Raw genomic sequence first — 26,166 nt, 5'->3', positions numbered from 1 at the left:
ATTAAGTAGCACTGGGGACAGTGCCCTTTGGGACGGAGTTTAGTGTTGCGCCGCTGTCGGGCAGAGTGCTAATCGGCTGGACCGGGTATCTCAGCCTGGCATACCGTCCACTACCCCCTGTGGCTGGAGCGCGCGGATCACCGCGGCAATTGCCCGCAGCCGCGGTTGTTTGTAAGGGGCATAGATCAGGAGCTGGCGCTCGCGCCATGGCTCATCCAGCGGAATGCGAACAAAGCGGCGGGTGCCGGCATAGGCGGCGCTTGCGCTGGCTGGCAGCACTGCGATGCCCAGCCCCGCCTCCACCATGCGGCAAGCGGCCTCGAAGCTGGAGACCGCCACGCTCTGGTTGAAGGGAAGCCGTAGATTTGCCGCCTGCTCCCTCAGCTCCTGGTCGAGCGCGCCACCGGGTTGAACAACCACCAGCGGATGCTCCAGGACTTCGGCATAGCGTATCCGCTTGCGCCTGGCCGACGGATGCGACGACGGGATCACGACATTGAGCGGGTCGCTGGCAAACTGCCACGATTCGAGGCCGGCAGGCGTCTTGGCCGCGACCCCGATACCGATGTCGACACGGTCATCGAGGCAGGCGCGGATGGTCTCAGCCGTTGATCGCTCGTAGAGCGCGATCTCGACCAGCGGGTGCGCCGCCTTGAACGCGTGCAGCCTCTCCGGCAGGAACCCGATGATGGCGGACGGGCTCGCGGACAGGCGCACGATGCCGGCAACCTGGTCGCCCAGGTCTTGCACCTCACGCGCGAAGCTGGCGATATCCTCGTTCAGCTTCCGGCCCAGCTCCAGCGCTCTCGCCCCCGCATCGGTCAGGACCACGCCGGAGGGAGATCGCACAAACAGGACCACCCCCAAAGTGCGCTCCAGCTCGGCGATGCGCCGGCTCAGGGCCGACTGGGCAATATGCTCGGTTTCGGCCGCCCGCTTGATGGAACCTTCGCGAGCGGCTGCCAGGAATAGTTGAATGTTGACCGGATCGATGCGGTGCATGCTTCAGTAGGCCCATGCGAGGAAGCCGAAATGTCGCCTGATACTAACCTCCGAGCCAGCGCACTGGATACGCAAGGGTTTACCCTGATATGTCGTCGACGGATATCCGGAATGCCGCATCAGCGCTTCGGGTCCCCGCTCAACGGCAAGTAAAGTTTCCCAAAACCCCACCGGAGACTTGCATGAGCGCCCTTGAGCCATCAGGCCGCATTCTGTTCCTTGCCGACTCAGCGGCGGTCATGGAGAGACAGTTCCAGGGCCACGCGGTGACCGTGGAGGAAGCGAGTTCCCTGCGAGACGACGTCTCCACGGACGAAATCACGCCAGTACCGATCCTGACGCACTATGACGATGCGCTCGGCCGCTACCCTTATACGGGATACAAGGTCGAGGGCACACTCCCGATCGCGGCCAACGCGATTCGCGAGGGAGGCTTTTCAGTCACGGTCGCAGGCAACCGCTATGGGAAGGGCTCCTCGCGGGAACATAGCCCCGCGGCGGAAAAGCTCGCGGGCATCCGCCTGGTCATCGCCAAAAGCTTCGAGCGCATTTACCGCCAGAACGCCGACAACATCGGCCTGTTCACCTCGACGGATTTCAGTCTCATTCCCCGCCTGGAAAAAGGGGAGCCCATCGAGCTGGACACGCTCGTGGCCGGGCGCGACGCACTGGCCGCATCCGTCCTGCTGAACGGCGGGCTTCTGAAGTTCGGGCAAAAATACCTCAGCCATGTCGGTAAAGCGACCCCGGCCATGCCCGCGGGGCCGCGAACCCTGTTCGAGAAAATCGTCCACCGGCATCTGCTCGCCACGCCTGTCACGCCGGCAGAGCCCAATCCGGGCGACGGCGTATTCGTGCGCGCCGACTGGCGCTTCATTCACGAGTACTACACCGGCATGTGCGCCCACATGCTGCACGCTACGTTCGGCAAACCGCTTCAATTGAAGGACGCCGACCATATCGTCGTCTTCGAGGATCACACTTCCTACGTATTGGAAAGCCCGGCGCACGTGCGTGGCGGCCTGGTGGATAACGTCGCCAGGATGTGCGCGGCGCAACGAGACTTCGTTCGCACCTATCACCTCAGATACCACCGGACCCTGACCGAGGACGAGTCCCGCGGCGATGACGGCAGCAATGTCGCCGGGATTTCCCACGCGATGATGGCGGAACGCTATGCCCTGCCAGGGCAGGTGATTGTGGGCACCGACTCCCACACACCCCATAGCGGGGCGCTGGGGTGCGTGGCCTTCGGCGTTGGCACGACCGACATGGCCAATGCGTTCGTGACGGGCGCGGTCCGCATGACGATGCCGCAATGCATCCGGGTCAACCTGCACGGTGCCCTAGTGCCTGGCGTCACGGCAAAGGATGTTGTGCTTCATCTGCTGGCGCAAGACGAGATCAAGTCAGGCGCCGGGGTCGGCAAGGTGTTCGAATTCACCGGCCCCGTAGTCTGCGCGATGTCGATCGACGAGCGCGCCACCTTGACGAATATGTGCGCCGAGTTGGGGGGCTTTACCGGCATTGTCGCGCCGGATGCGGAGACAGTCCGCTTCCTCGAGGAGCGCCGTGGCATCAAGTTCGTGGTCGAGCCATGGATGCGCAGCGACGATGATGCCGCTTTTGCGGCCACGCTCGAGATCGACTGCCGTACGCTCGGTCCCATGGTGGCGCGCCCCGGCGATCCGGGGAACGGCCTGCCGTTGGCGACGCTGGACCAGCGCGTGCCAGTGGATATTGCCTACGGAGGATCGTGCACGGCCGGCAAGCGGGAGGACTTCGACCTGTACCACGAGGTCCTGCACTGGGCCGTGGAGCACGGCTTGAGCGTCCCCCCTCACGTCACCCTCTACCTGCAGTTCGGCACCACCGATGTCCGGGACTATTGCAACCGCAAGGGCTACGTGGAGACTTTCAACGCTGTCGGCGCCCGCATACTCCAGCCCTCTTGCGGTGCCTGCGCCAACTGCGGCCCGGGATCGTCGGTCAGCGCGGATCAGGTGACGGTCAGCTCGATCAACCGGAACTTCCCGGGTCGATCCGGACCGGGGCAAGTATGGCTCGCCAGCCCGCCTACCGTTGCCGCCAGTGCGATTGCCGGCCAGTTGCTATCGTTTGACAAACTGCAGCAGCGCTACGCGGCGCAACGATAACTTACGTACATAGCGGGCGAACCGGGGCGGCCTGTCGAGCGCGCCCCTGGCGTCCTGGGCTCACACCTTCACTGCTCCCCGCCATGTCGATGCGAGCTGCCAAACAGTATCGCGCCCAGCAGCACGCCGACACCAAGCGCCACGCCGACAGCAGAGATCGGATTGGCGTGGACAAGCGTTTCCGCACGCTCTCGCCCCACCTCCCACTCGTTCTTGACGAGTCCGGTCATTCGACGGGCGACGTCCGCAGACTTGGCGGCCAGTTCCGCCGCGGTACGGCTGGACTTTGCCGCGCGTTCGACAAATTCCGCTTTTGCCTGCTCGAGGCTTTCTCCGGAAAGCCCGGGAAGGCGATCCAGCAGCCGCTCTAGCTCGCGCGCAAGCTCCTGCGAGGCGGCAGATTTTGCCGACGATGAAGCGCCCTGCGGGCGTCGGCTGGTGTCACCGGACGCCCGCTCGCCGAAAGTGGGCTCCTGCTGCGGGTTCGACCCGAATCCGGTGTTGTAGGTGCTTCTGGTTTCAATCTCTTCCATGGTGCTCCTCCGTATGGGAAAAACTTGCGCGCAAGGCCTGCCTTTGCACGCTGAGGAAGAGGGGTGCAGATTTCGTGCCCGGCCCGGCCGATCGACCTGACGAGCCTGCGAGCCATCAGGGAACGACCGTCAGTGGCATCGGAGCGAGGATCTGCGTTCTTGCCGGCTTACAAAATCGGTAGATTTGCGCGCCGGCATTGCTTCCGGGCCATCCACGCTCTGCCGGAAGGACCGGCTGACAGGCAGATCGAAGTGTCCGAAGCCTGGCGTTCGCCACCAATGGCATGCGCTGGCACGACGGTTGCATAATGAGTTTGGGTGCGATATTTCATCGCGTACTCATCTGGACACTGAGAGGGCATCATGAGACATCAAGCACCGCGAAGAGAGCCGCCGAACATGCGTGAAGTGCCGCCGGCAAAGCAATCGCCTGAAAGACAGGAACGCTCGACGCCCATGCACGACGAGGGGCCGGGCAAGCTCCCTCGCCAGCCGGGGCAGATCGATATCGGCAGGCTGCCGCCATCGTCGATGCAGCAGTAGCCTGATTACCAAACCCTGAATGTTGCGGGGTGTAACCTGGCGCAGACCCCGCGCCATACCCATGTGCCCGGGTCAGCCCTTGCGCGGCGCCTCCGCCGCCTGTCCGGGCTTGCGCAGCATCTTCTCGACCTCCCCCGCATGCAGCTCCTCGAGCTGGATCAACTGGCGCGCATACTCCTCCAGTGCGACGGAGCGGTCCTCGACCAGGGTGAGCAACTCGCGGTACAGCTCCAGCGCCTGCATTTCCGTCGCCAGCGACTCGCGCAGGATGATGCCGATATCGGTCGTGTGGCTGTCCAGCAGTTCGCCGAGGCCAAGCGAGGGATAGGCGCCGAGGGTCGTGATCCACTCGCCGGCCTGGTGCGCGTGCAGCAGCGACTCGTTGGCCTGCTCGCGCAGCCATGACACGATGGGAATGCGGCCGAAACCGAAGATCAGAAACGAATAGTGCGTGTAGCGCACAACACCGGCGAGTTCGGCTTCGAGTATCCGATTCAGCACGCCGACGACCTTGTCCTTGTCGATCTCGGTCATGGCAGGTTCCTCCCTGACGCATTCTGCGATAGGTGTCGCACTCGCTCACGTGCTGGGAAGCAGCTGCGCGGCTTTTCCCGCGAGTGTTCTGACGAGCACTCGCGGCGACGACGGGGGCGCGATATCCCCGTCAATGCGTCTTCATTGGCCGACCAGAACGTCCGCGGCCACAAGCACCTTAACGATAGACAAGGACAGGAATCCGGCAGTGCGTCAGCACCTTCTGCGTTTCACTGCCGACCAGCAGGCCTTCCAGACCCCGCCGGCCGTGCGATGCCATGAAGATCACGTCACACCCGTGCCTGTCGGCAGCTTCGATAATCCCCTTGTAGGGTACCGATGTCGTCATATCGGTGGCACACGTGACGCCCGCGGCCTCGGCCGCAGCGACGACCTCGGCAAGGTGAGCGCCGGCACGGGCGGCTTCCTGTTCCTCGAACGCCTTGCGCCGCGGATGGCCGGCGTCGCCTGACGACAGGTAGGGATACTCCTCCATGCACGTATAGGCCGTCAGCTTCGCGCCGCCTTCCTTGACAAAGCCGATAGCCGCCGTCATTGCCAATCTTGAAAGTTCCGAGCCATCTGTGGCCAGCAAAATGTGCTTGAACACGGTTTCTCTCCCATAGGCTTGTTGTTCACAGGGTGCCGAGCCTGTCCGCCGGGCAAGTTCAGTATGGACAAGAAATCCGTGTTCCGGGAGAGACGACGAGAGCACGGCCAGGGCCGACCGGCAACACCATGGCCGGCCGCCGGGGCCGCCAGCCCACCGGCTGCGGCCGTTCAGGTCGCACCCAGCCGGTCCCGCGTCCGCCTGGCCACATCCCTGGCCCACGGGAACTGCGCCCAGTACTTCTCGGCAAACTGCTCGATCTCCCCGCGCTGTTTCAGCGAGAGGCCGATCATGTCCAGGCCTTCGAGGAACATGCGGCGATGCCGGGCCGACAGCTCGAACGGATACTCTCCCGCAGGCGTGCGCACCCGCATCGCCTCGACATCGATGCTGATGGCGTTGTCGCTGTTCGCGTCCACGTCGTTCATCAAGGGCTCGATCACGTCGCGCGGCAGCATCACCAGCAGCAGCCGGTTGTTCATCGCGTTCGAGTAGAAGATCTCGCCGAAGCTCGGGGCAATGACGGCACGTATGCCGAATTGCTGCAGCCCCCACACCGCGTGCTCCCGGCTCGATCCGCAGCCGAAGTTTGCGCCGCCAACCAGGATGCTGGTGCCTGCATACTCGGGCCGGTTCAGCACGAAGTCCGGGCGCAACGCCCCGGTTGCATCGAAGCGGTGATCGTAGAGAATGCCCTGGGCCAGCCCGGACTTGTCGATCCCGCGCAGGAACTGCTTGGGGATGATCTGGTCGGTATCGAGGTTCTCGAAGCGGATCGCGGCGGCCTTGCCGGTGATGCAGGTGTTTTCAGACATGGGAGATCTCCAGCTTGCGGACGTCGGTGATGGCGCCGGTGACCGCCGCTGCGGCAGCCATGGCCGGGCTCATCAGGTGCGTGATGGCGCCGCGCCCTTGCCTGCCCTCGAAATTGCGATTGGTGGTGGAAGCACAACGCACGCCGTCGGCGAGCACATCGTCGTTCATGGCCAGGCACATCGAGCAGCCCGGCTGCCGCCATTCGAAGCCGGCGGCGGTCAGGATATCGGCCAGGCCTTCGCGTTCGGCCTGCGCCTTGACCGCACCCGACCCGGGCACCACCATGGCCCTGACCCCTGCGGCCACCTTCCTGCCGCGCACCACGCTGGCAACCGCGCGCAGATCCTCGATGCGCCCGTTGGTACATGAGCCGATAAAGACGTGCTGGATCGCCGTGCCTTCCAGCGCCGCGCCCGGCTGCAGGTGCGTGTATGCCAGCGCGCGCTCGACCGAGCGCTGCTCCGCCTCGTCGATCTGGTCTTCCGGGAACGGAATGCGTCCGGAAACCGGCAGCGCCTGGTCCGGGCTGGTTCCCCAGGTCACGTACGGCTCGATATCGCTGGCATCGAACACAAAGTCCATGTCGAAGCGCGCGTCCGGATCGCTTTGCAGCGTTTCCCAGTAGCGCAGCGCAGCGTCGCGCTGCGGACCGTCGATGTCCACCGCACGGCGCAGCACATAGTCGATGGCCACCGCATCCGGCGCGATCAGCGCGCCGCGCGCCGCGGCTTCCACGGTCATGTTGCACAGCGTAAAGCGCGCCTCGACGCTCAGGTCGCGAATGGCCGTTCCGCAATACTCGACGACATAGCCGCGCGCGCCCTGTGCGCCGATCGCAGCGATGATCTTCAGGATCAGGTCCTTGGCCGTCGTGCCGACCGGGAGCTTACCGTCCACGCGGATGCGCATGGTCTTTGCCATCCGGTACACCAGCGTCTGCGTCGCCAGCACATGCTCGACCTCCGAGGTACCGATGCCGAAACCCAGCGCGCCCAGCGCACCGTAGGTCGTGGTATGGCTGTCGCCGCAGATCACCACCATGCCCGGCCGGATCATGCCGTGCTCGGGCGCGATCACGTGCTCGATGCCTTGCAGCGTGTCGTTGGTGTCGAACAGCGGGATCGCGTGCCGGTTGCAGTTGTCGCGCAGGTTAGTGGCCTGCAGCGCCGAGGCGGGATCCGCGATCACGCGAATCGCCGTCGGATGCGTCGGGATGATATGGCTGACGACTGAGACGTTCTGTCCCGGGACCAGCACACCGCGGCCTTGCTCATGCAGCCCGGCAAAGGCCTGCGGGCTGGTGTACTCGTTCATCAGGTGCAAGTCGCAGTACAACAGCACGTTGTCGTCATCGATCCTGGCAACCGTGTGGGAGTCGACCAGCTTCTGGTATAGGGTCTTGTGGGTCATTGCTACTGCCTTGTCTACAGTCATTCCGCGGTGATGCCGCGCTGCTTGATCAGTCTGGCCCACATGGGCATTTCTTTTTCCAGGCGCTGGCGCGCGGCCTCGGGCGTGGTCGGGGTCGGCTCGAAGCCTTCCTTGAGCATCCGGTCCTTGTTCGCCTGCGTTGCCAGCGCCGTGTTCAGGGCGGCGTTCAGCTTGTCGACGACCGGCTTGGGCGTGCCGGCCGGCGCAAACACCATGAACCACGTCTCGAAGGTGTAGTCGGGCAGTCCCGCCTCAGCCGCGGTCGGGACATCCGGCAGCAGCGGCGTGCGCTTCGAGCCAGTCACGGCGAGCGCCTTGAGCTTGCCGCCCGTGACATGCTGCTGGGCGGCCGAAACCACCGGGAAGCTCATGTCGACCTGGCCGGCAATGGTGTCGACCAGCGCCGGGCCGCCGCCGCGATACGGGATATGGACGATGGAGACGTTGGCGACGGACTTGAACAGCTCGGCGGACATATGGAAGGTGCTGCCATTGCCGGCGGAGCCATAGGTCAGCTTGCCGGGCTTGGCCTTTGCCACCGAGATCAGTTCCTTCAGGTTCCTGGCGGGCACATTGTTGTTGACCACCAGCACATGCTGCGAGCTCGCGACCATGCCGATCGGGGACAGGTCCTTCAGCGTGTCGTACGGCATGCGTGGGAACAGGCCCGGGTTGATTGCCAGCGAAACGGTCTGCAGGCCGATCGTGTAGCCATCGGCGGGGGCCTTGGCGACGGCATCGACGCCGATATTGCCGCCGGCGCCGGCACGGTTTTCCACGACGATGGTGCCGCCCAGGCTCTTCGACCAGGCCTCCGAGACCAGGCGCGCGGCGATATCGGCGCTGCCGCCGGGGGCGTACGGCACGATCAGGCGGACCGGGCGTTGGGGGTAGGACTGGGCAGAGGCGGTGCCGATGGCGGCGGCGCAAACCAGCAGCGCGGTGAGGTGGGCAAGCTTCACGAGTGTCTCCTATGGGTATGAATCGTTATGGAATCCATCGTATCATTTACCCGAATAAACATAATTCAGCCTGCGTTACTTCTTTAGTTCTTATGATTCACCAATGGACAATTTCTCCGACCTCGCCTTCTTCATGTGCATCAACAAGCACGGAACCCTAGCCGGTGCGGCGCAGGAACTCGGCGTTACGCCGCCAGCGGTCAGCAAACGGCTTGCGGGTCTCGAGGCCCGCCTGGGCGTGCGGCTGCTGCACCGGACGACGCGCCGTATCAGCCTGACGCCGGAAGGAGAAAACTACCTGGTGGAAGGCGCACGCATCCTCGCGGAAATGGAAGCGCTCGAGCGCACCATCGCCGGCAGCAGCAGTACGCCGCACGGGCTGCTGAAGATCGGGGCAACGCTGGGGTTCGGGCGCAGGCATATCGCGCCGGCACTGTCGGCGTTTTCACGCAAATTCCCCAAGGTCGAGGTCCAGCTCTACCTGAGCGACCGCCCGCTGAACCTGGTCGAACAGGGCCTGGACGCCCTGATCCATTTCGGCGAGATGCCCGATGTGCGGCTGACCGCGCGGCTGCTGGCCAACAACCGCCGTCTGCTTTGCGCCGCGCCGTCTTACCTTGAAACGGCCGGCGCGCCATCCAGCCCGCGCGAGCTTGCGCGGCACAACTGCATCTTCATCCGCGAGGCCGACGAGACCTTTGGCACCTGGCACATGCGCAACGGCGCGCAGCAGGAAACCATCAAGGTCCGCGGCACCATGAGTACCAACGACGGCGAATCCGCGCTGGCGTGGGCGCTCGATGGGCAAGGGTTGATCGTGCGCTCGGAGTGGGACGTCGCGGAGCATTTGCGCAGCGGCGCGTTGCGGCGGGTGTTGCCGCAATGGCAGTTTTCGCCGGCGGATATCTACCTGGTGTTTCCGGCGCGGAACAACCGGCCGGAGAAGGTTCGAGCGCTGGTGGATTTTCTGGTGGAACGGTTTGCCGATCGGCGTGGGTCGGGCGGCCTGGACGGCCATTGGTAGCGATTCATCGCCGCGAGTGCCGGAAAGCCAATTCTCAAATGTAGCCCTCGTCCGTGATTACCCGTAATTTGCGGGTTTCCCCTTGTCCGTAAGGCTTGGCGAAACGCAACCGGCACGGTACTTTCGCGGTCGCAACAAAATTACATCAACGTCGCCTGTGCACGAGGGACAGCGGCGACAGGCTTCACTAGATATGATCAGAGAATTACGCATCCGCTCTGCAGCCACGGAAGATCTGGCAGCAGTCGCCAAGGTGCTTGCGGAATGCGGGTTAGATTTCCACGATATTTCATCCGATATTGACTCACTCCATGTCGCTGTCCTGAATGGCCAGATCGTGGGATGCGCAGGCGCCGAGAAATACGACGACATTGCCGTCGTCCGATCCGTCGCCGTGCTGCGGGAATACCGCCAGCAAGGTGTCGCGACACACCTGGTGAACGCTGTCCTGATGCGCGCACGCACGCTGGGAATCCGTCGCGCAGTGCTGGCGACCAGCAACTGCCCGAGCTACTTCGCCCGATACGGATTCAGCCTGATCTCGGCGGAAACCCTGCCGGCCGCGGTGCGGGCTTCGCATACGCTGAAGATCGCCGGAATTCCGCCGGGGTTGTGCATGCATTGCGAACTGAAGTAATGCAATTGCTCGACCTCTGACGCGATTTCAGCGCCCCATGCGGCGGTTGTAGCTGCGTGAAATGCGCGCCATCAACGCGGGATCGTTTGCAGCCATGCTGTCGAATTCCACCCGCACGTGGCCGTCTGCCTGCTGGTGAACACCGGCCATCACCGTCCTGGTATCCAGACTGCCGACGACCACGCCACTGACCGGGTCCTCGACGCTGATCGCCAGGCCCTGGTCGCGCATTGCCCCGGCTGCTGCGGTGAACGTGCGATCGAAGCTGGCCGGCCCCATGACTGTAAATGCGCCTGTGTCGGCCGGAGCCAATGTACATGCCGAAAGCGCCAGCATGGCGCCACTGACTATTAGTGAGAGTCGCATGGTGATGACACCTTCCGTCAGCCCCGGACCGAAAATGTACGCGTTGCGACTCTTGATGAGTTTTCCACTCGCTGATCGCTAAGACACAAGATTAGGCGACATTGGCGAAGAGACACAGCTTGCCAGGTGCGCGCCAGCACGCTGTGGCCGCCGACCCGCTCACCTGATCGGCTGCCCGATAGCAAGGAGGTTGCCCTCGCTGTCCCTGAACCAGGCACCTCTCTCGCCCACACCACCCTTGGACGGATAGTTTCCCTGAACCTCAGCGATCCCATTGACGGTCTTGAGGCCGGGAAGATCGTATTCCTCGAACGCAACTCCCCGCTGCCGCAGTTCGTTAACCGTTGCCTTGATGTCATCGACCTCCCAGGCCATTTGGGTGTGACTGCCAGAGGCCGAGCCAGCCGACTTGAAGAGCACGAAATAGCTGTTGCCGCACTTGTAGCGCAGGCCGCCGGGGCGTTCCTCAACCGGTTCCAGACCGAGCTTGCTCGAATAGAAGGATCTTGCTCGTGCGAGGTCTTGCGCCGGAATCCTGGTCGCGACGTCACTGTTCTGAAGCATGGGACACCCTCCTGGGATAACGCTGGCCACGCGGCCTATGAACCGTCTTTCCTGAGCCCTCATCGAGACGACCCAGGGCTTTCAACCTAGTCGATAGTCGCGGGCTATCCCAACCCGGTCACGAAACTTTCAAAGATTTACAAATAGCACTGCAGGTGACCGGGCTGCGTTCGGAACTTTGTAGATAGAAGATCACATCGTGCCTCCGCCCGGCCCGACATTCGCATCGGAGTGCGCCATCTTCAGACTTTCGTTGCGAAATAAATATGCAAAGCGTTGCAATAGGGTTAGATCGAATATGTTACTGAATGTAAATCGCGTAACTTAAATGCACGTCGTTCCGCTGGCATTGCGATGCAGTGTTGGTGGCTTTGAGTGGTGGGGGGAAGTCATGCAGCATTCCAGCCGATCCGCGTGCAACCTGGGCCGTGCCCGCACCGGCCGCGCCTGCCGTAACGGCAAGACCGGCGCCTCCCGCAGCCAGTCAATTCGACATCGAAGGCACCTGAGTCGCGCGCAGCACTTCCCGGTGCGCCAGCGCCACCTTCCCACTGACGCACCTGCGGCAGACGCCTGCCGCCCGTCCACCCACCTTGCACGAAGTCGGCCCTGCCGCTGACGAGCGCGCTCATCCTCGCGCAGCGCCGGCAAAGGGGCACTGGTCTCTGCCCGGTTTGCCGGTTCCGGCCTCAAAACAACACACCAACCCTATTCAAAAGGCGGGAATTGCCATGGCGCTCTATGCTCTGCGTGAACTCACGCTGCAGTCGCTCGAACCGCTCGGGGCGATGATCGAGGCAGGCTCTCGTGCAGTCAATTTCTGGGGCGAGTCGGTCGCCTGGCTTCCGGGGATCCGCGAGGCCGACGCCGCATTCGAGTTGTTCACCCGGCTTACGAAGGCCTATGGCAAACCTCGCTTTGCGATCGATGAAGTCATTGTCCGCGGGCAACGGGTGGCCGTTACCGAGACAGGGGTCATCGACGAGCCCTTCTGCCGGCTGTTGCATTTCAGGAAAGACGTGCCCTGTCCTGGTCCCCGGGTCCTGCTCGTGGCACCGCTCTCGGGCCACTACGCCACCCTCCTGCGCCCGACGGTCGAAGCATTGCTGCCCGAGCATGATGTCTACATCACCGACTGGGCCGATGCGCGCCTTGTCCCGCATGATGCAGGTTTCTTCGACCTTGGCGGCTATGTCGATTACCTGAAAAAGTTCTTGCGATACCTCGGCGCCGGCACGCATGTTGTGGCGGTTTGTCAGCCGGGGGTCCCGGTGCTCTGTGCGATCGCCCAGATGGCCGAAGACAGCGAGCAATCGCAGCCCCGCTCCATGACCCTCATCGCCGCGCCGATCGACACCCGCGTAAGCCCGACGGCGGTCAACCAGTTCGCGCAGAAGTATTCGCTGCCGTGGTTCGAGTCAAACGTCATCGAACGGGTGCCAGCCGGCTACCCGGGAAAAGGACGCCGGGTTTATCCGGGCTTCCTTCAGCTTGCAGGCTTCATATCGATGAACGTCGCACGCCACGCCGGTGCGCACCTTGATTTTTACCGTCACCTGGTCGATGGCAGGCAAAACGAGGCTGCCAAGCATCGCAGATTCTATGACGAGTACAACGCCGTGCTCGACGTGCCGGCCGAGTACTACCTGGAAACCATCCAGAAGGTTTTCCTGGAGCATCACCTGTGCCGCGGCTGCATGGAAGTCGGCCAGCGCCGTGTCTATCCCGAGGCCATTACGAACGTTTCCCTGCTGACCATCGAAGGCAGCGAGGATGACATCACCGGCCGCGGCCAGACCGAAGCAGCGCACGCGCTCTGCGCAGGCCTTGCCGCCGACCGGAAAGAACACTTGGTCGTCGATGGCGTGGGTCACTACGGGACTTTCGCCGGCCAGGGATTCCAGAATTCCATCCTGCCTGCCATGACGCAGTTCATTCACAGGTGCGGAGACTGAGCGCCTCGCCGCTGGAAACGATCAGGTCGCTGCCGCTGCTTACGCCGGCAGCTCCTCGCCCGACTGCTCCCGCACGATGTACTCCGCGTACCAGTCCGGCCAGTTCTCATCGTGCTTGCCGCCGTTGCGCTTCTCGTGCTCGCCATGCGCAACCGCTGCACGCCTGAGCGCGGCCGCGAGTTCAGTCGACGAGGTGAATGTCGTGTCCGCATTCACGCGTCCGGGCAATCGCGCAGTGACCTCCTGCAACAGCCAGCTGTTGCCGTCCGGGTCGCTGAACGTTGCGTACGAGGAGTAGGTCTGCCGCTGCGGATGCGGGCCATCCTGAGGGGGTTCACCGACGGCTCGGTGGAACACTTTGCTCACCTCGACACCGCGATCGACGAGCTCGGCGCGCGCAGCCTCGATGTCGGACACGACGAGATAGAGTCCCTGTACCGAGCCCGGCACGGCGGACGTGATTCCCGTGCCGAAGTGGATCGAACACGGCGAGCCTGGAGGCGTGAACTGCAGGACCCGGAACGCGTCGCCCTTAGGGAAGTCGGCGTCGAGCTTCCAGCCCAGCCCGCCGTAGAAGCGTTTGGCGCGATCCACGTCCGAAACGGGGATGACGACAACTTCGAGCTTCATGTCGTTCGTGGCATTTGTCTTCACAATAGAACTCCATTAACAGGGTTGGGATTGGACAGGTGCAGCCAACGTCCTTGGGGTCGGCGGCGATGCCTCGCATCCATGACGGATGCCTCGTGAAAGTGAGCGAAGCGGTCCTCGCATGCATTGACAGCGTCAGTGAGAGCGACCGTGCTTGGACTATAGGAGGCAAGGGCCTTCGCGGATAACCCGGGCCACGAGGGTTGCTGTGTTGTCGAAGCTGCCCCGACGGCGCCCTCGCATGACGCCCTGCGCCGGTCATCACATGAATCGAAATGACTGGAATGCCGGCGTAGCGCTTGGCGGTGATTGCGCGGGTGACGAGACCGGCGCATCGCCACGGTTTACTTCGCACGCGAAATATATATACTTCGTATGCGAAATAACCCCGTTGCTGAACGACCGTACCAAGGAGCCCAGGCATGCACACTGAAGTGAAACTCGATCAAACCGCCGGTGTACTGACAATCACGCTTTCCCGGCCGGACAAGAAGAACGCCCTGACCAATGCGATGTACGGCGTCATGGCGGACGCGATCGACAGTGCATCATCCGATCAGGAAGTGCGGGTCATCGTGATCCAGGGCGAGGGCGACTCGTTCACGGCAGGCAACGACCTCGGTGAATTCGCCGCTCAGGCCGCAGGGTCCGGACCGGCCGAACCCAATGTCGCCCGGTTCCTCCACAACATTGCCAGCACCAGTGTCCCGGTGATCGCCGCGGTACAGGGCAAGGCGGTGGGGGTGGGCACGACCATGCTGCTGCATTGCGACTACGTGATCCTGTCCGAGGATGCCCAGCTGATCACGCCCTTCATCAACCTGGCATTGGTACCGGAAGCCGCCTCGAGCTACCTTCTTCCCTTGCGCATCGGCCACGCGCGCGCCTTCGAGATGTTCGCGTTCGGAGAGCCCCTGCCTGCGGCCACGGCACTGGCCTGGGGGATTGCGAACAAGGTCATGCCGAATGCCGACGTGCAAAGCGAAGCAAGGCGGGTGGCGGAACGGATCGCGGCGAAGCCGTACGGATCCATGACCGCAATGAAGCAACTCATGCGCGACGTGGAGAAACTCGCGTCGCAGATGGGCGCTGAGCGCGCTGTGTTCACGAAGCGGCTGCAAAGCGATGAAGCGCGGGAAGCGTTCACGGCCTTCAGCGAAAAACGCCGGCCCGATTTCACCCGGATCAACGGCCGCTAGAAGGTTCCGCCAGAAGGCAGGCGGCGGCTCGCAAGAGCTGCCCTGCCCTATTCCAGGCCCGGGTCGCCTTCCGGGGACGGGAACTTGTCCTGGAGGCTGCCCAGCCAGCGGGCAACCACGTCGATCTCCGCCTTGGAGAAGCCTTCCGTCAAGCGGGCGTTCAGATCGACCAGCCCATCCCGGGAGCGCTTGACGGCTGCCCGGCCTTTTGCCGTCAGCCACAGGCGCCACACGCGCCGATCGGCTTCATCCACCTGGCGAGTGACCAATCCCGCGTGTTCCATGCGGTCGGCCAGGCCACTCAGGCCCGAAGCGCTGAGATCGAGCCCGGCCGCCACCTCGCTCATCAGCGCCCCATCCTTCTTCTCAACGTAAAACAGCAGGCCGGCCTGGGCCGCCGTGACGCCGCCAAGGCTGGTCCGCGACTGGGTCCAGCGCTGGAGCCTGCGATGTCCGACGTTGAGTAGATAGACCAGCCGGTGATCTGTTGCCATATCCGTAGCCACACCAGCCACTTGCTCCGGCCAGGCACGCCGGGGAACTGGCGGAAAAATAAAGTGGTCACGAATATAGCACGCCCGTAAACGGCTGGAATCGCTCAGGTCATCCAGTTCGATGCCGGCTTGTGCGACTTCACGCACCACGTTCAGTAGCGCCTTTTTCCTGGCGTAAGTGCACCGGCAGCCCGTGGGACAGGTGGTACAGCGTTTCTCTTGATTCTTGGTGCTTTCCCAACGCCGGGGGCGCGGACACAATGCGGTTCACCCGGCCAGAACGCTGCGTCACTTCACTTTTGGGCGCTGTCGCGGATTCACTGCTGCGCCGTCCGCCGATCACCAAGGAGAAGGCTCATGAAGATTTTCGTTGCTGGCGCCACCGGCGCCGTGGGATTGCCGCTTGTGCGCGTGCTCTGTGCGCTCGGCCATGAAGTGACGGGCATGACCCGCGCCAGTGCGGGGGCCGACCGGCTGCGCGAGCTTGGCGCCAGGGTGTCGTTTGCGGATGCGTTCCACCCGCAGGCGGTCCGGGACGCTATCGTAACCGCATCGCCCGACGTGGTCATTGACCAGCTCACGTGGTTGCCGGCCAATCCTGCAGACATCATCAGGTCCATGCCCAACGACACACGCCTGCATCGGGAAGGCGGCGCCAACCTGCTGGCCGCTGCTGAGGCGCTGGGCGTGAAGCGCTATGTCGTCCAGTCCCGGGGCTTCTACCTGGACGCTCCGTCGGGAAGCCTTGCCGACGAGACGGCAAGGCTGCGGGTCGACGCTCCCGGCGAGATCGGCGAAAGCGCCCGCGTCATCGGCGCGTATGAAGATCGCATCATGGGCTCGGCTTCGCTGGAAGGCGTGGTGCTGCGCTACGGCTTCTTTTACGGTCCCGACACCTGGTACAGGCCGGACGGTGCCATCGCGGAGCAGGCACGCAGAGGGGAGCTGTCGGTCATCGGCGAGGGCAACGCTGTCTGGTCCTTTGTCCATATCGACGACGCGGTGGCGGCAACGGTCGCCTCGCTGACAGCCGCTGCCGGCGTCTACAACGTGGTCGACGACGACCCGCTGCCCGTGGCCGTATGGATGCCGGCTTTCGCCCGCTGGGTGGGTTCGCCGGCGCCCAACCGCGTTGGCGTCGACCAGGCGCGGCAGGCCGCCGGCGACGAAGCGGTCTACTACCACACCTGCCTGACCGGCGCTTCGAACCGCGCGGCAAAGGCGAGCCTCGGCTTCGCCCCGCGTCCCCTGCTGTGGAAGCACGCCTGAGCGGGATTGTCCCTTCAGGACCATCCTGCTCGGCTACTGCCTGGACATGCACACGCGCGACCTGGTGAAGAGAGGCGTGTCGATGGAAAGCTCGCGCTCGCGCGAGCCTGGCAGGAAGCGGGCGCTCTCTTCAGTGAACGCGAAAAGGCAGCACTTGCATGGGCTGAATCTGTGACGCGCGTCTCTATAACTTACGTCCCTGATGATGCTTTTGACGTTTCCAACAGAGCTGCCCTGACATCCGGATAGGACGCCGATCCAGCTTAGCAGGCAAAAAAGTCGAGACTGCGCGCACCTACTAACAAAGTTAATTATTCACAGGACCTATGCTTGCATTACCATGGATTGCGATATTTCTGGCAGCTCCAGCAACATGGAGCCTATCGTTTCGATGGCTGGGTCTGGCGCTGCTGGTTTTGGGGTATGGTATCGCCCTGATAAATGGGCAACTTGACCGTTTTACCGCGATCCCCATCGCACTGCTTTTCCTTGCCGCTTACGCAGTGCTACCACATCGCAAGTCTCATGTTCGATACGCCGGCCACATACTGTTTCTGATTCTTGCCATTGCACTCAGCATGCATTGGTTACCAGGCTTCCATAACCATCGGGTCATCGGCCCTGTGCGCTTCACGCCAGACGCTGTGCCCTTTACAATGTACCTCAACCTGGACAAGCCGCTGATCGGTTTCTGGCTGCTCCTGGCAGTTCCGTGGATCCGGCCACCGCATAGGCTCAGTGCGTCGTTGATATCCGGCGTCGTCGGCATGCTGATCACCGCGGCGGCCTGCCTGGCTGTTGCCCTGTCGCTCAACCTTGTCATTTGGGCGCCGAAGTGGCCTGCCGATAGCTGGCTTTGGATTCTGAACAATCTACTTCTCGTTACGCTTACCGAAGAAGCTTTGTTTCGCGGCTATTTGCAGGGCAGCCTGGAGCAGTTCCTCAAGCGCTGGAGTTGGGGAACTACGCTCTCTCTATGTGGGGCAGCTGCGCTGTTTGGCATGGCTCACATTTCGGGTGGGTGGCAATGGGTCGTGCTGGGGAGTGTAGCTGGAATCGGATATGGGCTGGCGTATCGCTTTGGCGGACTATCCGCTGCTATTACGGCCCACTTCGGTTTGAATGTGATGCACTTTTTCCTGTTCACGTATCCGATGCTAGGGAACCATGCATCGTAAAGTTGCCTCATTATTTCGAGCAAGCAATCGTAAGGCGTCCTTCAGACTCGGATATTGCTTCCATGCGAAACCGGTCGCGCGCGACGAGGACAAGGTTATGGCCGCGCCTTGCGAAGCGCTCGGCATAGGTGGCACTATGCCACTGGAGGCGCCGGTAATCACGACACTTGTTTTTTCTGTCATGGAGTTCTCCTTCAAGACCCGGCCTTCGCGTTCTGAATCGCCTCCTCCACATCCCTCAACTGACCCTTGCCGAAGAACATCTCGTCGCCGACAAAGAACGTCGGCGAACCAAATGCGCCACGTTCGAATGCATCCTCTGTATTCGCCAGCAGGATCTGTTTGACCTCGGGATCCGCAATGCGGCCCTGGAAGCCCTCCCCATCCAGGCCGGCGGCATCCAGGGCCACCGCGATGACGGCGGGGTTATCCATCTGCAAACCTTGCTCCCACATGTTCGCAAACACGGCATTTACGTAAGGCATGAAAGTACCGGTCTTCTGGGCAGCCACGGCCCCGCGCATGATCTGCAAGGTATTGACGGGCCAGAACGGATTGTGCCGATAGGCAGTCAGTCCGTGCCTGGCGATGAAGCGCTGCATCTCCAGTTGCCCAAACTCCGGCTTGTTCTTGATCCCCCCAAAAGCCTCCGCGGGAGAACGATTCCCGGTCAGCCTGAACAGCCCGCCAAGAAGCACCGGAACATATTCGAACTTGATGCCCTGGCGTGTCTCGATACTCGGGATGACTTTGTGGCTAAGGTAGGAATTCGGGCTGCCGAAATCAAAGTGGAACTGGACTCTTACGCCGCTCATGATGTCTCCTGGTGTATGACATGGTGCAATGTCTTGGGAATATGGCTTGATTACCAGCTCTCCATCCACGGACGCAGGTCAAGCTCGAAGGTCCAGGCGTCGCGCGGCTGCGAATGGAGATACCAGTAGTTCTCCGCGATATGGTCCGGATTCAGGATGCCATCCTGGTCTTTCAACGCATAACGATCCGGAAAGTTCGTGCGGATGAACTCCGTGTCGATCGCGCCGTCCACCACGACATGCGCCACATGGATGTTCCTCGGCCCGAGCTCGCGGGCCATGCTTTGCGCGAGCGCGCGAAGCGCATGCTTGGCGCCCGAGAACGCGGCAAAGTTTTCCTTGCCTCGCAGACCCGCGGTCGCGCCGGTAAAAAGGATCGTGCCTCGTTGCCGCTTGACCATCCGCCTGGCAACTTCCCTGGCGTTCAGGAATCCGGAAAAACAGGCCATCTCCCAGATCTTGAAGTACTTGCGCGCCGTTTCCTCCAGGATGGAAGCAGGCACATTGGCGCCGATGTTGAATACGAGAACGTCAATGGGACCGATCTCGGATTCAATCTTGTCGATCAGCGCGACTACCTCCTCTTCCTTGCGTGCATCCGTGCCGAACGCGTAGGCAGTCCCTCCCGCATCGCGAATCGAGTCAACCAGCGCCTGGAGCTTGTCCGCTGAACGACGCGTCACACAAGCGACCATGCCTTCCGCGGCGAAACGCCTGGCGATTGCACTACCCGTCGAGTCCCCCGCTCCGATCACAAGCGCAACCCTCTGCTCTTTGACACCCATTACCATCTCCTCGTTTGCTAAACTATCGTTTAGTAAAGAGACGGTATTTCATCCCGGCACAGGAGTCAAGGGCAACATACCCTGATGCCCCTGCAACGAGAAAGCTCGGGAGAACGCTCTGCCCGGTGCGAGCAGCGGCGAGGCTGATAGGAATGGAGGAAGAAACGCCGCGACGGCAATCGCGCGCCCGGGCTTGAATCGGGGGCATCCGCGGCGTGCGCGGTGCGCGCGGGCTCGACAACCGCGGGCGTCGCAAAGAAAGCGCGACACCTGCGGCATGCGCGCTCACATCTGCGCGCATCGAGAAGAAGCTGGAAGAGGGCGGAATCGAGCCCTGAGGAGACTGGTGCTACCGTAACTCCGCTCAGGTCTTGCCGAGGGGTTCGAGCCGTTCAATAGACCGCCCGAGAAAGCGACGGCTGGAAGCGAGGATTTGCTGCCTGGTCCGGTCGGTTTCCACCACCCGCGCCAGCAAGATGGCACCCACGCATTGCGCAAGCAACGCCCAGGCCGCATCCGGATCGTCCAAACGTTCTTTCCAACTGGCTTGCAGCTTCTTCGCGCTTCGCTCCACCGACGCCCGGACCGCCGGCTCGGCCCTCGCGATTTCCGGTCCCAGGGTCGGCAGGGCGCAACCTGACTCCGGATGCAGCGCGTGGGAGCTGCTCAGATAGCTTCTGATGCGCTTCACGAAATGATCTTCAGCCGTCTCTTCGCCTGCGAGCATTTCAGTGCTGTTGGCCAACTCCTGCTCGATGACCGCAGCGAACAGCTCCGCCTTGGAGCCAAAATGACTATAGAACGCGCCACCAGTGAGCCCGATCGCCCCCATCAAGGCATCGACTCCCGTTGAATCGAATCCCCCCTTCTTGGCAATCGCCCGGCTGCTGTTCAGGAGTCTCTCCCGCGTCTCCTGCTTGTGCGTGCTTGAGTACCGCATATCGGCTCACCATGAACGTATTAAGCAAGAATTATAGCATTACGATCGTTCAGGAAAGCGCGATCCCCGCCAGATGCTGCGACGCGCAAGACCACCTTTTCCCACCGTCCTGCGCATGGACGATCAAAGCCCGCATCAGCGCTCACTCCAAATCCTGCTGACATCCCCCAACACGTAACCGAGCATCGTTTCCAAAACGATCGTTTATCAAAACTGAAGCGGCATCTACGGGCGCCAGCTGCGGCAAAACGGGTTGCCGCCGGCATCGCTCTTGAGTCCTGGCTGCCCGCCGATACTTGACGATAGAAAGCCGGGTCAGGCCGCACGCGCGAGGCGGGCTTGCAGGACATTGGCGGTACCCGCGCCCAGGGCACCCAACGCGCCCGCGGCGGCCAACGCGCCGAGCAACGGCAGGGAGGGTGGCTCCATCGATGCAAAGAAGCTGATCAGGCCCAGGAAGTAGGCCAGCGGGTTGTTGACACGTGGCAGCGCGCGCAAGCTGAGCACGAGCACGACATCGCCGAACACCGCGATCGGTGTGGCGAGATCTCCAAATCGCGGCGTCAGCCATGCAATCAGTAGTCCCGTGCCGGCGCCAAAGACGATGCCCAGCAGGAATGCGGCAAGATTTTCCACGCCTTCGCGCAGTGTTTGCCCGCTTGTGCTGAAGCCGACCCAGCCAAGGAACATGGCCCAGGCAGGTAGCGCCGCGGCTAGCGTCCCGAAGGTGGTGGCCGCGGCCACCACCGCCCCGACCAGCGTGATGCCATGGAACGAGCCAGGCGGGATCGATGCCGCAGCCTGCACGGCAGTGCCTATCTTCGACATAAGTGTCTCCTAGCGGAAAAAGGCGGCCTGCCCGATTTACCCGGACAGGCCGCGATACGTGTCCGACCAGATTGGTTTCGACGTGCAGTGCGTCAGGCGTAGGCGCCATCGAAGTGGGACTCGACGCTGCGCGCCGGGTCCGCCGATACGCCCGTGCGGTCCAAGCCGGCCAGGGTACGGGCGCCGTCGTAGTACGGATCGACATTGCGTGCGCCATCGCTGTACGGGCTGCGCGGCTCCTGTACCGAACGCGCGCCGTCGCTGTACGGGTCGCGCGCATCCTGCACCGAGCGGGCGCCGTCGGTGTACGGGTCGCGTGCGCCCACATGGGAGAATCCGGTGGCCTGCGCACCGGCAGCGGCTGCAGCGAGGGCAATGGCGAAAACAAAATGCCTGGCGATGTTGGTAGACATGACTGGTTTCCTTAAGAGTTTGCGTCGGGTTGCCCGGCCGGTGTCACTTCGCTGTGGCTTTGCCGCCGGGCCACTGAACGTATTTAAGGAGACCGACGTATCGCGCACGTAGCCAATAGAGGCCAGCTCGGTAAGGACCCGTATCGTTGCGGCTGCGTGATACAGAGGCGTACAAAAAGTCGTGCGGGAACGGGATCAGGAGGCGGTTGGGTGAAGGTCAGTGAGCCTGGCGGCGGGTCCGAAGCTGCCTTCCGCCTCACATAACACTGACAAAGCAGCCGCGGACAGGCGCGTCATGCTTAGCCGCTAGGGTTCCGGTTCCGGGTATGGAGGCATACCGAGCCCGATCCTTACAGCCGGAAGGATGGCTTCATTGCCGATTCCCTGCGCGGCGATCGGGATACCGGCGACCTGGGCCGAGCGCGCCCATCCCAGGCTGACCTGCTTCAACAAGGTCGACCAGGGTGGGAGCGCACTCGGGGTCCTCTGCCGCTGTTCGTCTGGCTCAGCGCAAGCCAGCCTGCTCAGACCACGTTGATTGTGACGTCGATGTTGCCCCGCGTGGCCTTGGAATAGGGGCAGGTCTGATGCGCCTCATTCACCAACGACTGCGCGACCTCGCGCTCCACGCCGGGCACGTGCACGTTGAGACGTGCCTGCAGCAAGTAGGCGTCGCCCGTCATGCCGAGGTCGACTTCGGCGTCGATGGCGACGTCCTCCGGCAGGGCAATCTTCATTTTCTTTGCGGCCACGCCCATGGCTCCCATGAAACATGCTGACCAGCCGACGGCAAAGAGTTGTTCGGGGTTGGTGCCAGGGCGTCCGCTGCCAGGAGAACTCAGTTTCACGTCAAGCTCGCCATCGCTGGACTTTCCGCTTCCATTGCGGCCGCTAAGCGTGTGCGCCTTGGCCGTGTAAAGCACTTTGTCGATTTTGCTCATCATGGAACTCATTCACGTTGGGGTTAAGAACGGGCTTATCAGCCTTTGCTCATCTTCGGGCGCGATGCGCCAGTAATTTCTTTACCCAAGGCTGTTGGAGCCAGGGCGCCCCGCCCGTCGCATCGGGTTCCAGCCAGTTCTGCTGGAGGTCATGGCGACTACGCCATGACCAAATCGTAGGAGCCGGCGGAGCGCATTACCAGGCGACAGAATCGACGAAACCCGCGCCAATTGCGGACGCAATGTATCGGCATGGACCGATTGACCTCGAGCGCTTCGGAATTCATGGCGCCGGCCAGGGCCGCAGCCGCAACCTGCGCGAAAGCAATGGTTCTCGTCGGACGTCCCCCTCGGAGCTAATGCTCGCCTGCCAATGCGGCCCGCGCCCTGCATGGCGCCGCGCGATACAATGTCAGGCCCCGGTTCAATTCCGCTGCAAGCGCGCACCGCTATGTCATTGCACCCAGACCAGCAAGCCGAATTCCTCGCCTTCGCCGGCCGCCTGGCCGACGCGGCCAGCGCCGTCACGCTTGCTTACTTTCGCGCGGCGTTCGACGTGGTGGACAAAGGCAGCACTCGCTTTGATCCCGTTACCGCGGCAGACCGGGAAGCCGAGCGTGCCATGCGCGAGCTGATCCGAAGCACTTACCCCAGCCACGGGATCCTTGGTGAAGAGGAACAGGGGATTGCCGGGACCGACCCGTTCTCCTGGGTACTGGATCCCATTGACGGGACGCGTGCCTTCATTACCGGGCTTCCGCTCTGGGGAACTTTGATTGCACTCAATGATGGCCAGCGCCCGGCGCTGGGCATCATGGATCAGCCCTTCACACGGGAGCGTTTTTCCGGGGACGGGAGCAATGCCTGGCTGAATGGCAAACCATTGCGGGTACGACCATGTGCGTCGCTTGCAGAAGCCAAGCTGATCTGCACCACACCGGACATGTTTGAGACCGGCGAACAATGGGATGCGTTTCAACGTGTCGCCCGGGCTGCCCGGATGCAGCGATACGGCGGGGACTGCTACGGTTATTGCATGGTCGCCGCCGGACATGTCGACGCCGTTGTCGAAGCGGGGCTACAGCCCTATGACGTGCAGGCCCTGATTCCGATCGTCGAGGGCGCCGGTGGCATCTTAACAAGCTGGACGGGCGGCGACCCCCAGCATGGCGGAGCGGTTGTCGCATGCGGCGATGCACGCGTACACCGGGAGATTCTCCGACTCCTGAATGCGCAAGGCTGAGCGCATGCGCCGCGTCGGCGGATCGGACTCTTGCCCCTCACTGAATGCCGCATACCAGGTATTGCCCTATGAGGCATTTACCGGCGTCCACCCGCCGCCGAGCGCCTTGAACGCTGCTACGGCGGCGCGGGCTGATTCGGTCTGTGCCTGTGCCCTTGCATCGGACGTCCGCAGAAGGCGCTCGTCGGCATGCAGAACCTCCATCAGGCGGACAACGCCTTTCTGGTAGGCGGCAAATGAGGCGTTTCTCGCTTGGGTAAGCGATGTTTCGCCTTGTGCCAACGTGCCGGACTGGTCTTCACGCTTGATCAGCGCGGAGAAGGCATTTTCGACATCCTCGGTCGCTCGCAGCACAGCCTGACGGTATGCAGCCAGGGCTTCTGCTTCCTGGCCTCGAGCCACGTCGATCTGTGCATCGATGCGGCCGAAATCGAACAGGCGCCAGCGCAAGCCCAGCACGCCGGCCGCCTGGCTCGCACCGGCAGAAAAGAGGTTCCCGCTCGCTACGGATGTGGCGCTGCCCAGCAAGGCACTGAGCGAGAATTTGGGGTAGTACTCCGCAATGGCTACACCGATGCGTGCATTGGCTGCCGCCAGGCGGCGCTCCGCCACGATGAGATCGGGTCTGCGCCGCAGCAGATCCGCAGGCGAGCCCGTGCCGGTGAGCTGCGGTGCGACGGGAATCGCTTTGGTATCAGCCAGTTCGGTGCGATACGTGCCGGGCGGAACACCCAGCATCACGTCCAGCGCATTCAGCGCGGCATCGAGTCCCGCCTCAAGCACCGGGACGGTAGCGCGAACCTCGGCGAGCGCGCCCTCGGCCTGTCGTACTTCCAGTTCCGCTGCAAGTCCTTTGCTGTAGAGAAGGTTGACCGTCGAGACCAGCTTCTGTTGCGTCTGGACTTGCTGCCTGGCGATGGCAAGGCGGGACTGCAGGCCGCGCACGCTGATATAGAGGTCTGCGGTTTGCGCGGCCACAGCCAGACGAGTCGCCGTTGCACCGGCTTCCGATGCCTGGTACTCAGCCAGCGCGGCTTCCCGCCCGCGGCGCAGGCCCCCGAATACATCCAGTTCCCAGGTGGCGCCGAGGTTTGCCTCATAGCTGTTGCCATACCGGTCAAAGCCGGGCGTTGCATTGAGCAGCTGCCCGAGCGGGGTCTCGATCGACTGATACGTTCTTGCGGCCTGCGCGCTGGCGCTGACCGAAGGCAGCAAGGCCGCATTGGCCAGGCCGAGCCCGGCGCGCGCCTGCGCGACGCGCGCTGACGCCTGCGCCAGGTCCAGGTTCTGATCCAATGCCAACGACACCAGGCGGGTCAGCAGCGGATCGCCGAATCCCTCCCACCACCTGGCGAGATCTGCCGGGGATGACGCCTGCCTTTGTTCGAGCCCGGGCTGTCCCAGATAGTGCGCAGGGACGGGGGCGTCCGGCTTTCTGTAGTCCGGGCCGACTGCACAACCTGCTGATACGCCGACACTCAGCACAAGGGTAAGAAAGCGATGGGAAAGCATGGGCGTCACCGAAACCTGAGGAAGAGGAGTTGTGACTATATTATAAATTGGTCACTAGTTGTCAATAGGCGTTCGTCGCAGTAATCTGACCGCATGACCGAAACCACACCCATTGCCCCTTCCTCGCGGGGACCTGCCGATCACAATGTCCGCTCCCAGATCGTGGAGGCAGCTACCGAGCACTTCAGCCTCTATGGCTATGAGAAGACCACGGTTTCCGACCTGGCCAAGGCGATCGGCTTTTCCAAGGCCTACATCTACAAGTTCTTCGATTCCAAGCAGGCCATCGGCGAAGTGATTTGCGCTAACTGCCTGAGCGCCATCACGAACGAGGTCGATGTGGCCATTACGGAACTCCCGACAGCTTCCGAGCGGTTGCGACGCCTGTTCAAGGTACTGGTGGAGGCGGGCGCCCGCCTGTTTTTCCAGGACCGCAAGCTCTACGCCATTGCTTCGGCGGCGGCCCAGGAGCGCTGGCAGCCTGTTCGCGCCTACGAGGATCACATCAGGCAAGTCGTCGTGCAGATTGTCCTGGAGGGGCGCAGGTCCGGCGAGTTCGAGCGCAAGACGCCGCTGGACGAGACGGCCAATGGCATCTATCTCGTCATGCGTCCTTACATCGATCCCCTGCTGCTACAGCACAACCTCGATCTTGCTGCGGAAGCCCATGTGCAGCTTTCCAGCCTGATACTGCGCAGCCTCGCGCCTTAAGAAGCACGTTTGATGATTCTCTGTTTTGTGACCATTGACTAATATGGTCACAAG

General features: G+C 62.7%; 28 protein-coding genes and 2 pseudogenes. 11 read left to right on the top strand and 19 right to left on the bottom strand.

Annotated elements, in window-relative coordinates; all coding sequences use genetic code 11:
* Positions 1-90: 90 nt before the first annotated feature.
* On the bottom strand, positions 91-1,002 hold the full coding sequence (locus tag ABNX08_RS21850; protein ID WP_022537778.1) for a LysR family transcriptional regulator: 912 nt from the start codon (positions 1,000-1,002) through the stop codon (positions 91-93).
* A gap of 182 nt (positions 1,003-1,184) precedes the next feature.
* Between ABNX08_RS21850 and ABNX08_RS21845 the strand changes: the two genes are divergently transcribed.
* Positions 1,185-3,158, top strand: a complete 1,974-nt coding sequence (locus ABNX08_RS21845) for an aconitase family protein (RefSeq protein ID WP_349608614.1) — start codon at positions 1,185-1,187, stop codon at positions 3,156-3,158.
* A 68-nt stretch (positions 3,159-3,226) separates the two neighbouring features.
* On the opposite strand, the gene ABNX08_RS21840 is transcribed toward ABNX08_RS21845, so the two are convergent.
* On the bottom strand, positions 3,227-3,691 hold the full coding sequence (locus ABNX08_RS21840) for a YqjD family protein (protein WP_022537776.1): 465 nt from the start codon (positions 3,689-3,691) through the stop codon (positions 3,227-3,229).
* 363 nt (positions 3,692-4,054) lie between these two features.
* On the opposite strand from ABNX08_RS21840, the gene ABNX08_RS21835 reads away from it, so the two are divergent.
* On the top strand, positions 4,055-4,234 hold the full coding sequence (locus tag ABNX08_RS21835) for a hypothetical protein (protein ID WP_022537775.1): 180 nt from the start codon (positions 4,055-4,057) through the stop codon (positions 4,232-4,234).
* A gap of 72 nt (positions 4,235-4,306) precedes the next feature.
* On the opposite strand, the gene ABNX08_RS21830 is transcribed toward ABNX08_RS21835, so the two are convergent.
* The 5 genes from ABNX08_RS21830 to ABNX08_RS21810 all read right to left on the bottom strand — a co-directional run bounded on the left by ABNX08_RS21830 (position 4,307) and on the right by ABNX08_RS21810 (position 8,587).
* Positions 4,307-4,768: a bacterioferritin gene (locus tag ABNX08_RS21830; RefSeq protein ID WP_022537774.1), complete on the bottom strand. Its 462-nt coding sequence runs from the start codon at positions 4,766-4,768 to the stop codon at positions 4,307-4,309.
* A gap of 178 nt (positions 4,769-4,946) precedes the next feature.
* A complete protein-coding gene (locus ABNX08_RS21825; RefSeq protein WP_022537773.1) occupies positions 4,947-5,378 on the bottom strand; it encodes a universal stress protein in 432 nt (143 codons plus the stop codon).
* A gap of 170 nt (positions 5,379-5,548) precedes the next feature.
* A complete protein-coding gene (gene leuD, locus ABNX08_RS21820; RefSeq protein ID WP_022537772.1) occupies positions 5,549-6,193 on the bottom strand; it encodes a 3-isopropylmalate dehydratase small subunit in 645 nt (214 codons plus the stop codon).
* A complete protein-coding gene (leuC, locus tag ABNX08_RS21815) occupies positions 6,186-7,604 on the bottom strand; it encodes a 3-isopropylmalate dehydratase large subunit (RefSeq protein ID WP_041681690.1) in 1,419 nt (472 codons plus the stop codon). The genes leuD and leuC overlap by 8 nt, the downstream gene beginning before the upstream one ends.
* Positions 7,605-7,624: 20 nt before the next feature.
* Positions 7,625-8,587 carry a tripartite tricarboxylate transporter substrate binding protein gene (locus ABNX08_RS21810; RefSeq protein ID WP_022537770.1) on the bottom strand — a complete coding sequence of 321 codons (963 nt, stop codon included), beginning with the start codon at positions 8,585-8,587 and terminating at the stop codon, positions 7,625-7,627.
* A gap of 103 nt (positions 8,588-8,690) precedes the next feature.
* On the opposite strand from ABNX08_RS21810, the gene ABNX08_RS21805 reads away from it, so the two are divergent.
* Both ABNX08_RS21805 and ABNX08_RS21800 read left to right on the top strand, forming a co-directional pair.
* A complete protein-coding gene (locus ABNX08_RS21805) occupies positions 8,691-9,611 on the top strand; it encodes a LysR family transcriptional regulator (protein ID WP_022537769.1) in 921 nt (306 codons plus the stop codon).
* 193 nt (positions 9,612-9,804) lie between these two features.
* The gene (locus ABNX08_RS21800) at positions 9,805-10,248 is read left to right on the top strand and encodes a GNAT family N-acetyltransferase (protein ID WP_022537768.1); all 444 of its coding nucleotides are present in this window, start codon (positions 9,805-9,807) and stop codon (positions 10,246-10,248) included.
* A 27-nt stretch (positions 10,249-10,275) separates the two neighbouring features.
* Here ABNX08_RS21800 and ABNX08_RS21795 read toward each other — a convergent pair whose 3' ends face one another.
* Complete coding sequence (locus ABNX08_RS21795) at positions 10,276-10,614, bottom strand: hypothetical protein (RefSeq protein WP_022537767.1); 339 nt, start codon at positions 10,612-10,614, stop codon at positions 10,276-10,278.
* 159 nt (positions 10,615-10,773) lie between these two features.
* Complete coding sequence (locus tag ABNX08_RS21790) at positions 10,774-11,178, bottom strand: VOC family protein (protein ID WP_022537766.1); 405 nt, start codon at positions 11,176-11,178, stop codon at positions 10,774-10,776.
* 731 nt (positions 11,179-11,909) lie between these two features.
* On the opposite strand from ABNX08_RS21790, the gene ABNX08_RS21785 reads away from it, so the two are divergent.
* On the top strand, positions 11,910-13,133 hold the full coding sequence (locus ABNX08_RS21785) for a polyhydroxyalkanoate depolymerase (RefSeq protein WP_022537765.1): 1,224 nt from the start codon (positions 11,910-11,912) through the stop codon (positions 13,131-13,133).
* 39 nt (positions 13,134-13,172) lie between these two features.
* Here the strand turns inward: ABNX08_RS21785 and ABNX08_RS21780 are convergent, their stop codons facing one another.
* Positions 13,173-13,763, bottom strand: a complete 591-nt coding sequence (locus tag ABNX08_RS21780; RefSeq protein WP_051369947.1) for a VOC family protein — start codon at positions 13,761-13,763, stop codon at positions 13,173-13,175.
* 443 nt (positions 13,764-14,206) lie between these two features.
* On the opposite strand from ABNX08_RS21780, the gene ABNX08_RS21775 reads away from it, so the two are divergent.
* Positions 14,207-14,983 carry an enoyl-CoA hydratase gene (locus ABNX08_RS21775; RefSeq protein WP_022537763.1) on the top strand — a complete coding sequence of 259 codons (777 nt, stop codon included), beginning with the start codon at positions 14,207-14,209 and terminating at the stop codon, positions 14,981-14,983.
* Positions 14,984-15,030: 47 nt separating this feature from the next.
* Here the strand turns inward: ABNX08_RS21775 and ABNX08_RS21770 are convergent, their stop codons facing one another.
* Positions 15,031-15,477 carry a MarR family winged helix-turn-helix transcriptional regulator gene (locus ABNX08_RS21770; protein ID WP_041681689.1) on the bottom strand — a complete coding sequence of 149 codons (447 nt, stop codon included), beginning with the start codon at positions 15,475-15,477 and terminating at the stop codon, positions 15,031-15,033.
* A gap of 357 nt (positions 15,478-15,834) precedes the next feature.
* Between ABNX08_RS21770 and ABNX08_RS21765 the strand changes: the two genes are divergently transcribed.
* The 3 genes and pseudogenes from ABNX08_RS21765 to ABNX08_RS21755 all read left to right on the top strand — a co-directional run bounded on the left by ABNX08_RS21765 (position 15,835) and on the right by ABNX08_RS21755 (position 17,924).
* On the top strand, positions 15,835-16,746 hold the full coding sequence (locus ABNX08_RS21765) for an NAD(P)-dependent oxidoreductase (RefSeq protein ID WP_022537760.1): 912 nt from the start codon (positions 15,835-15,837) through the stop codon (positions 16,744-16,746).
* 34 nt (positions 16,747-16,780) lie between these two features.
* Positions 16,781-16,968 (top strand): annotated as a pseudogene (locus ABNX08_RS21760) (carboxymuconolactone decarboxylase family protein); the annotation flags it as partial.
* Positions 16,969-17,072: 104 nt separating this feature from the next.
* The gene (locus ABNX08_RS21755) at positions 17,073-17,924 is read left to right on the top strand and encodes a CPBP family intramembrane glutamic endopeptidase (protein ID WP_022537759.1); all 852 of its coding nucleotides are present in this window, start codon (positions 17,073-17,075) and stop codon (positions 17,922-17,924) included.
* Between the two features lie 49 nt (positions 17,925-17,973).
* On the opposite strand, the pseudogene ABNX08_RS21750 reads toward ABNX08_RS21755, so the two are convergent.
* From ABNX08_RS21750 to ABNX08_RS21720, 7 genes and pseudogenes are all read right to left on the bottom strand, one after another.
* A pseudogene (locus ABNX08_RS21750) lies at positions 17,974-18,107 on the bottom strand (SDR family oxidoreductase); the annotation flags it as partial.
* Between the two features lie 11 nt (positions 18,108-18,118).
* Positions 18,119-18,739, bottom strand: a complete 621-nt coding sequence (locus tag ABNX08_RS21745; RefSeq protein WP_022537758.1) for a 2-hydroxychromene-2-carboxylate isomerase — start codon at positions 18,737-18,739, stop codon at positions 18,119-18,121.
* A 50-nt stretch (positions 18,740-18,789) separates the two neighbouring features.
* A complete protein-coding gene (locus ABNX08_RS21740) occupies positions 18,790-19,524 on the bottom strand; it encodes an SDR family oxidoreductase (RefSeq protein ID WP_022537757.1) in 735 nt (244 codons plus the stop codon).
* Positions 19,525-19,888: 364 nt separating this feature from the next.
* Entirely contained in the window at positions 19,889-20,464 is a 576-nt protein-coding gene (locus ABNX08_RS21735) for a TetR/AcrR family transcriptional regulator (protein WP_022537756.1), read from the bottom strand.
* A 315-nt stretch (positions 20,465-20,779) separates the two neighbouring features.
* A complete protein-coding gene (locus tag ABNX08_RS21730; RefSeq protein ID WP_022537755.1) occupies positions 20,780-21,292 on the bottom strand; it encodes a DUF1097 domain-containing protein in 513 nt (170 codons plus the stop codon).
* A 92-nt stretch (positions 21,293-21,384) separates the two neighbouring features.
* Positions 21,385-21,705: a hypothetical protein gene (locus ABNX08_RS21725; protein WP_022537754.1), complete on the bottom strand. Its 321-nt coding sequence runs from the start codon at positions 21,703-21,705 to the stop codon at positions 21,385-21,387.
* Between the two features lie 524 nt (positions 21,706-22,229).
* On the bottom strand, positions 22,230-22,646 hold the full coding sequence (locus ABNX08_RS21720) for an organic hydroperoxide resistance protein (protein WP_022537753.1): 417 nt from the start codon (positions 22,644-22,646) through the stop codon (positions 22,230-22,232).
* Between the two features lie 391 nt (positions 22,647-23,037).
* Here ABNX08_RS21720 and hisN point away from each other — a divergent pair, with 391 nt between their 5' ends.
* The gene (hisN, locus tag ABNX08_RS21715) at positions 23,038-23,889 is read left to right on the top strand and encodes a histidinol-phosphatase (RefSeq protein ID WP_349608601.1); all 852 of its coding nucleotides are present in this window, start codon (positions 23,038-23,040) and stop codon (positions 23,887-23,889) included.
* A 66-nt stretch (positions 23,890-23,955) separates the two neighbouring features.
* Here hisN and ABNX08_RS21710 read toward each other — a convergent pair whose 3' ends face one another.
* On the bottom strand, positions 23,956-25,401 hold the full coding sequence (locus ABNX08_RS21710) for a TolC family protein (protein WP_349608599.1): 1,446 nt from the start codon (positions 25,399-25,401) through the stop codon (positions 23,956-23,958).
* Between the two features lie 93 nt (positions 25,402-25,494).
* Between ABNX08_RS21710 and ABNX08_RS21705 the strand changes: the two genes are divergently transcribed.
* Positions 25,495-26,112, top strand: a complete 618-nt coding sequence (locus ABNX08_RS21705) for a TetR/AcrR family transcriptional regulator (RefSeq protein ID WP_022537750.1) — start codon at positions 25,495-25,497, stop codon at positions 26,110-26,112.
* Positions 26,113-26,166 lie beyond the last annotated feature (54 nt).

This window comes from Cupriavidus sp. DF5525 (assembly GCF_040149425.2).
GTDB lineage: Bacteria > Pseudomonadota > Gammaproteobacteria > Burkholderiales > Burkholderiaceae > Cupriavidus > Cupriavidus pickettii_A.
The sequence above is the reverse complement of the archived record's forward strand: the minus strand, read 5'-3'. Positions and strand labels throughout refer to the sequence as shown.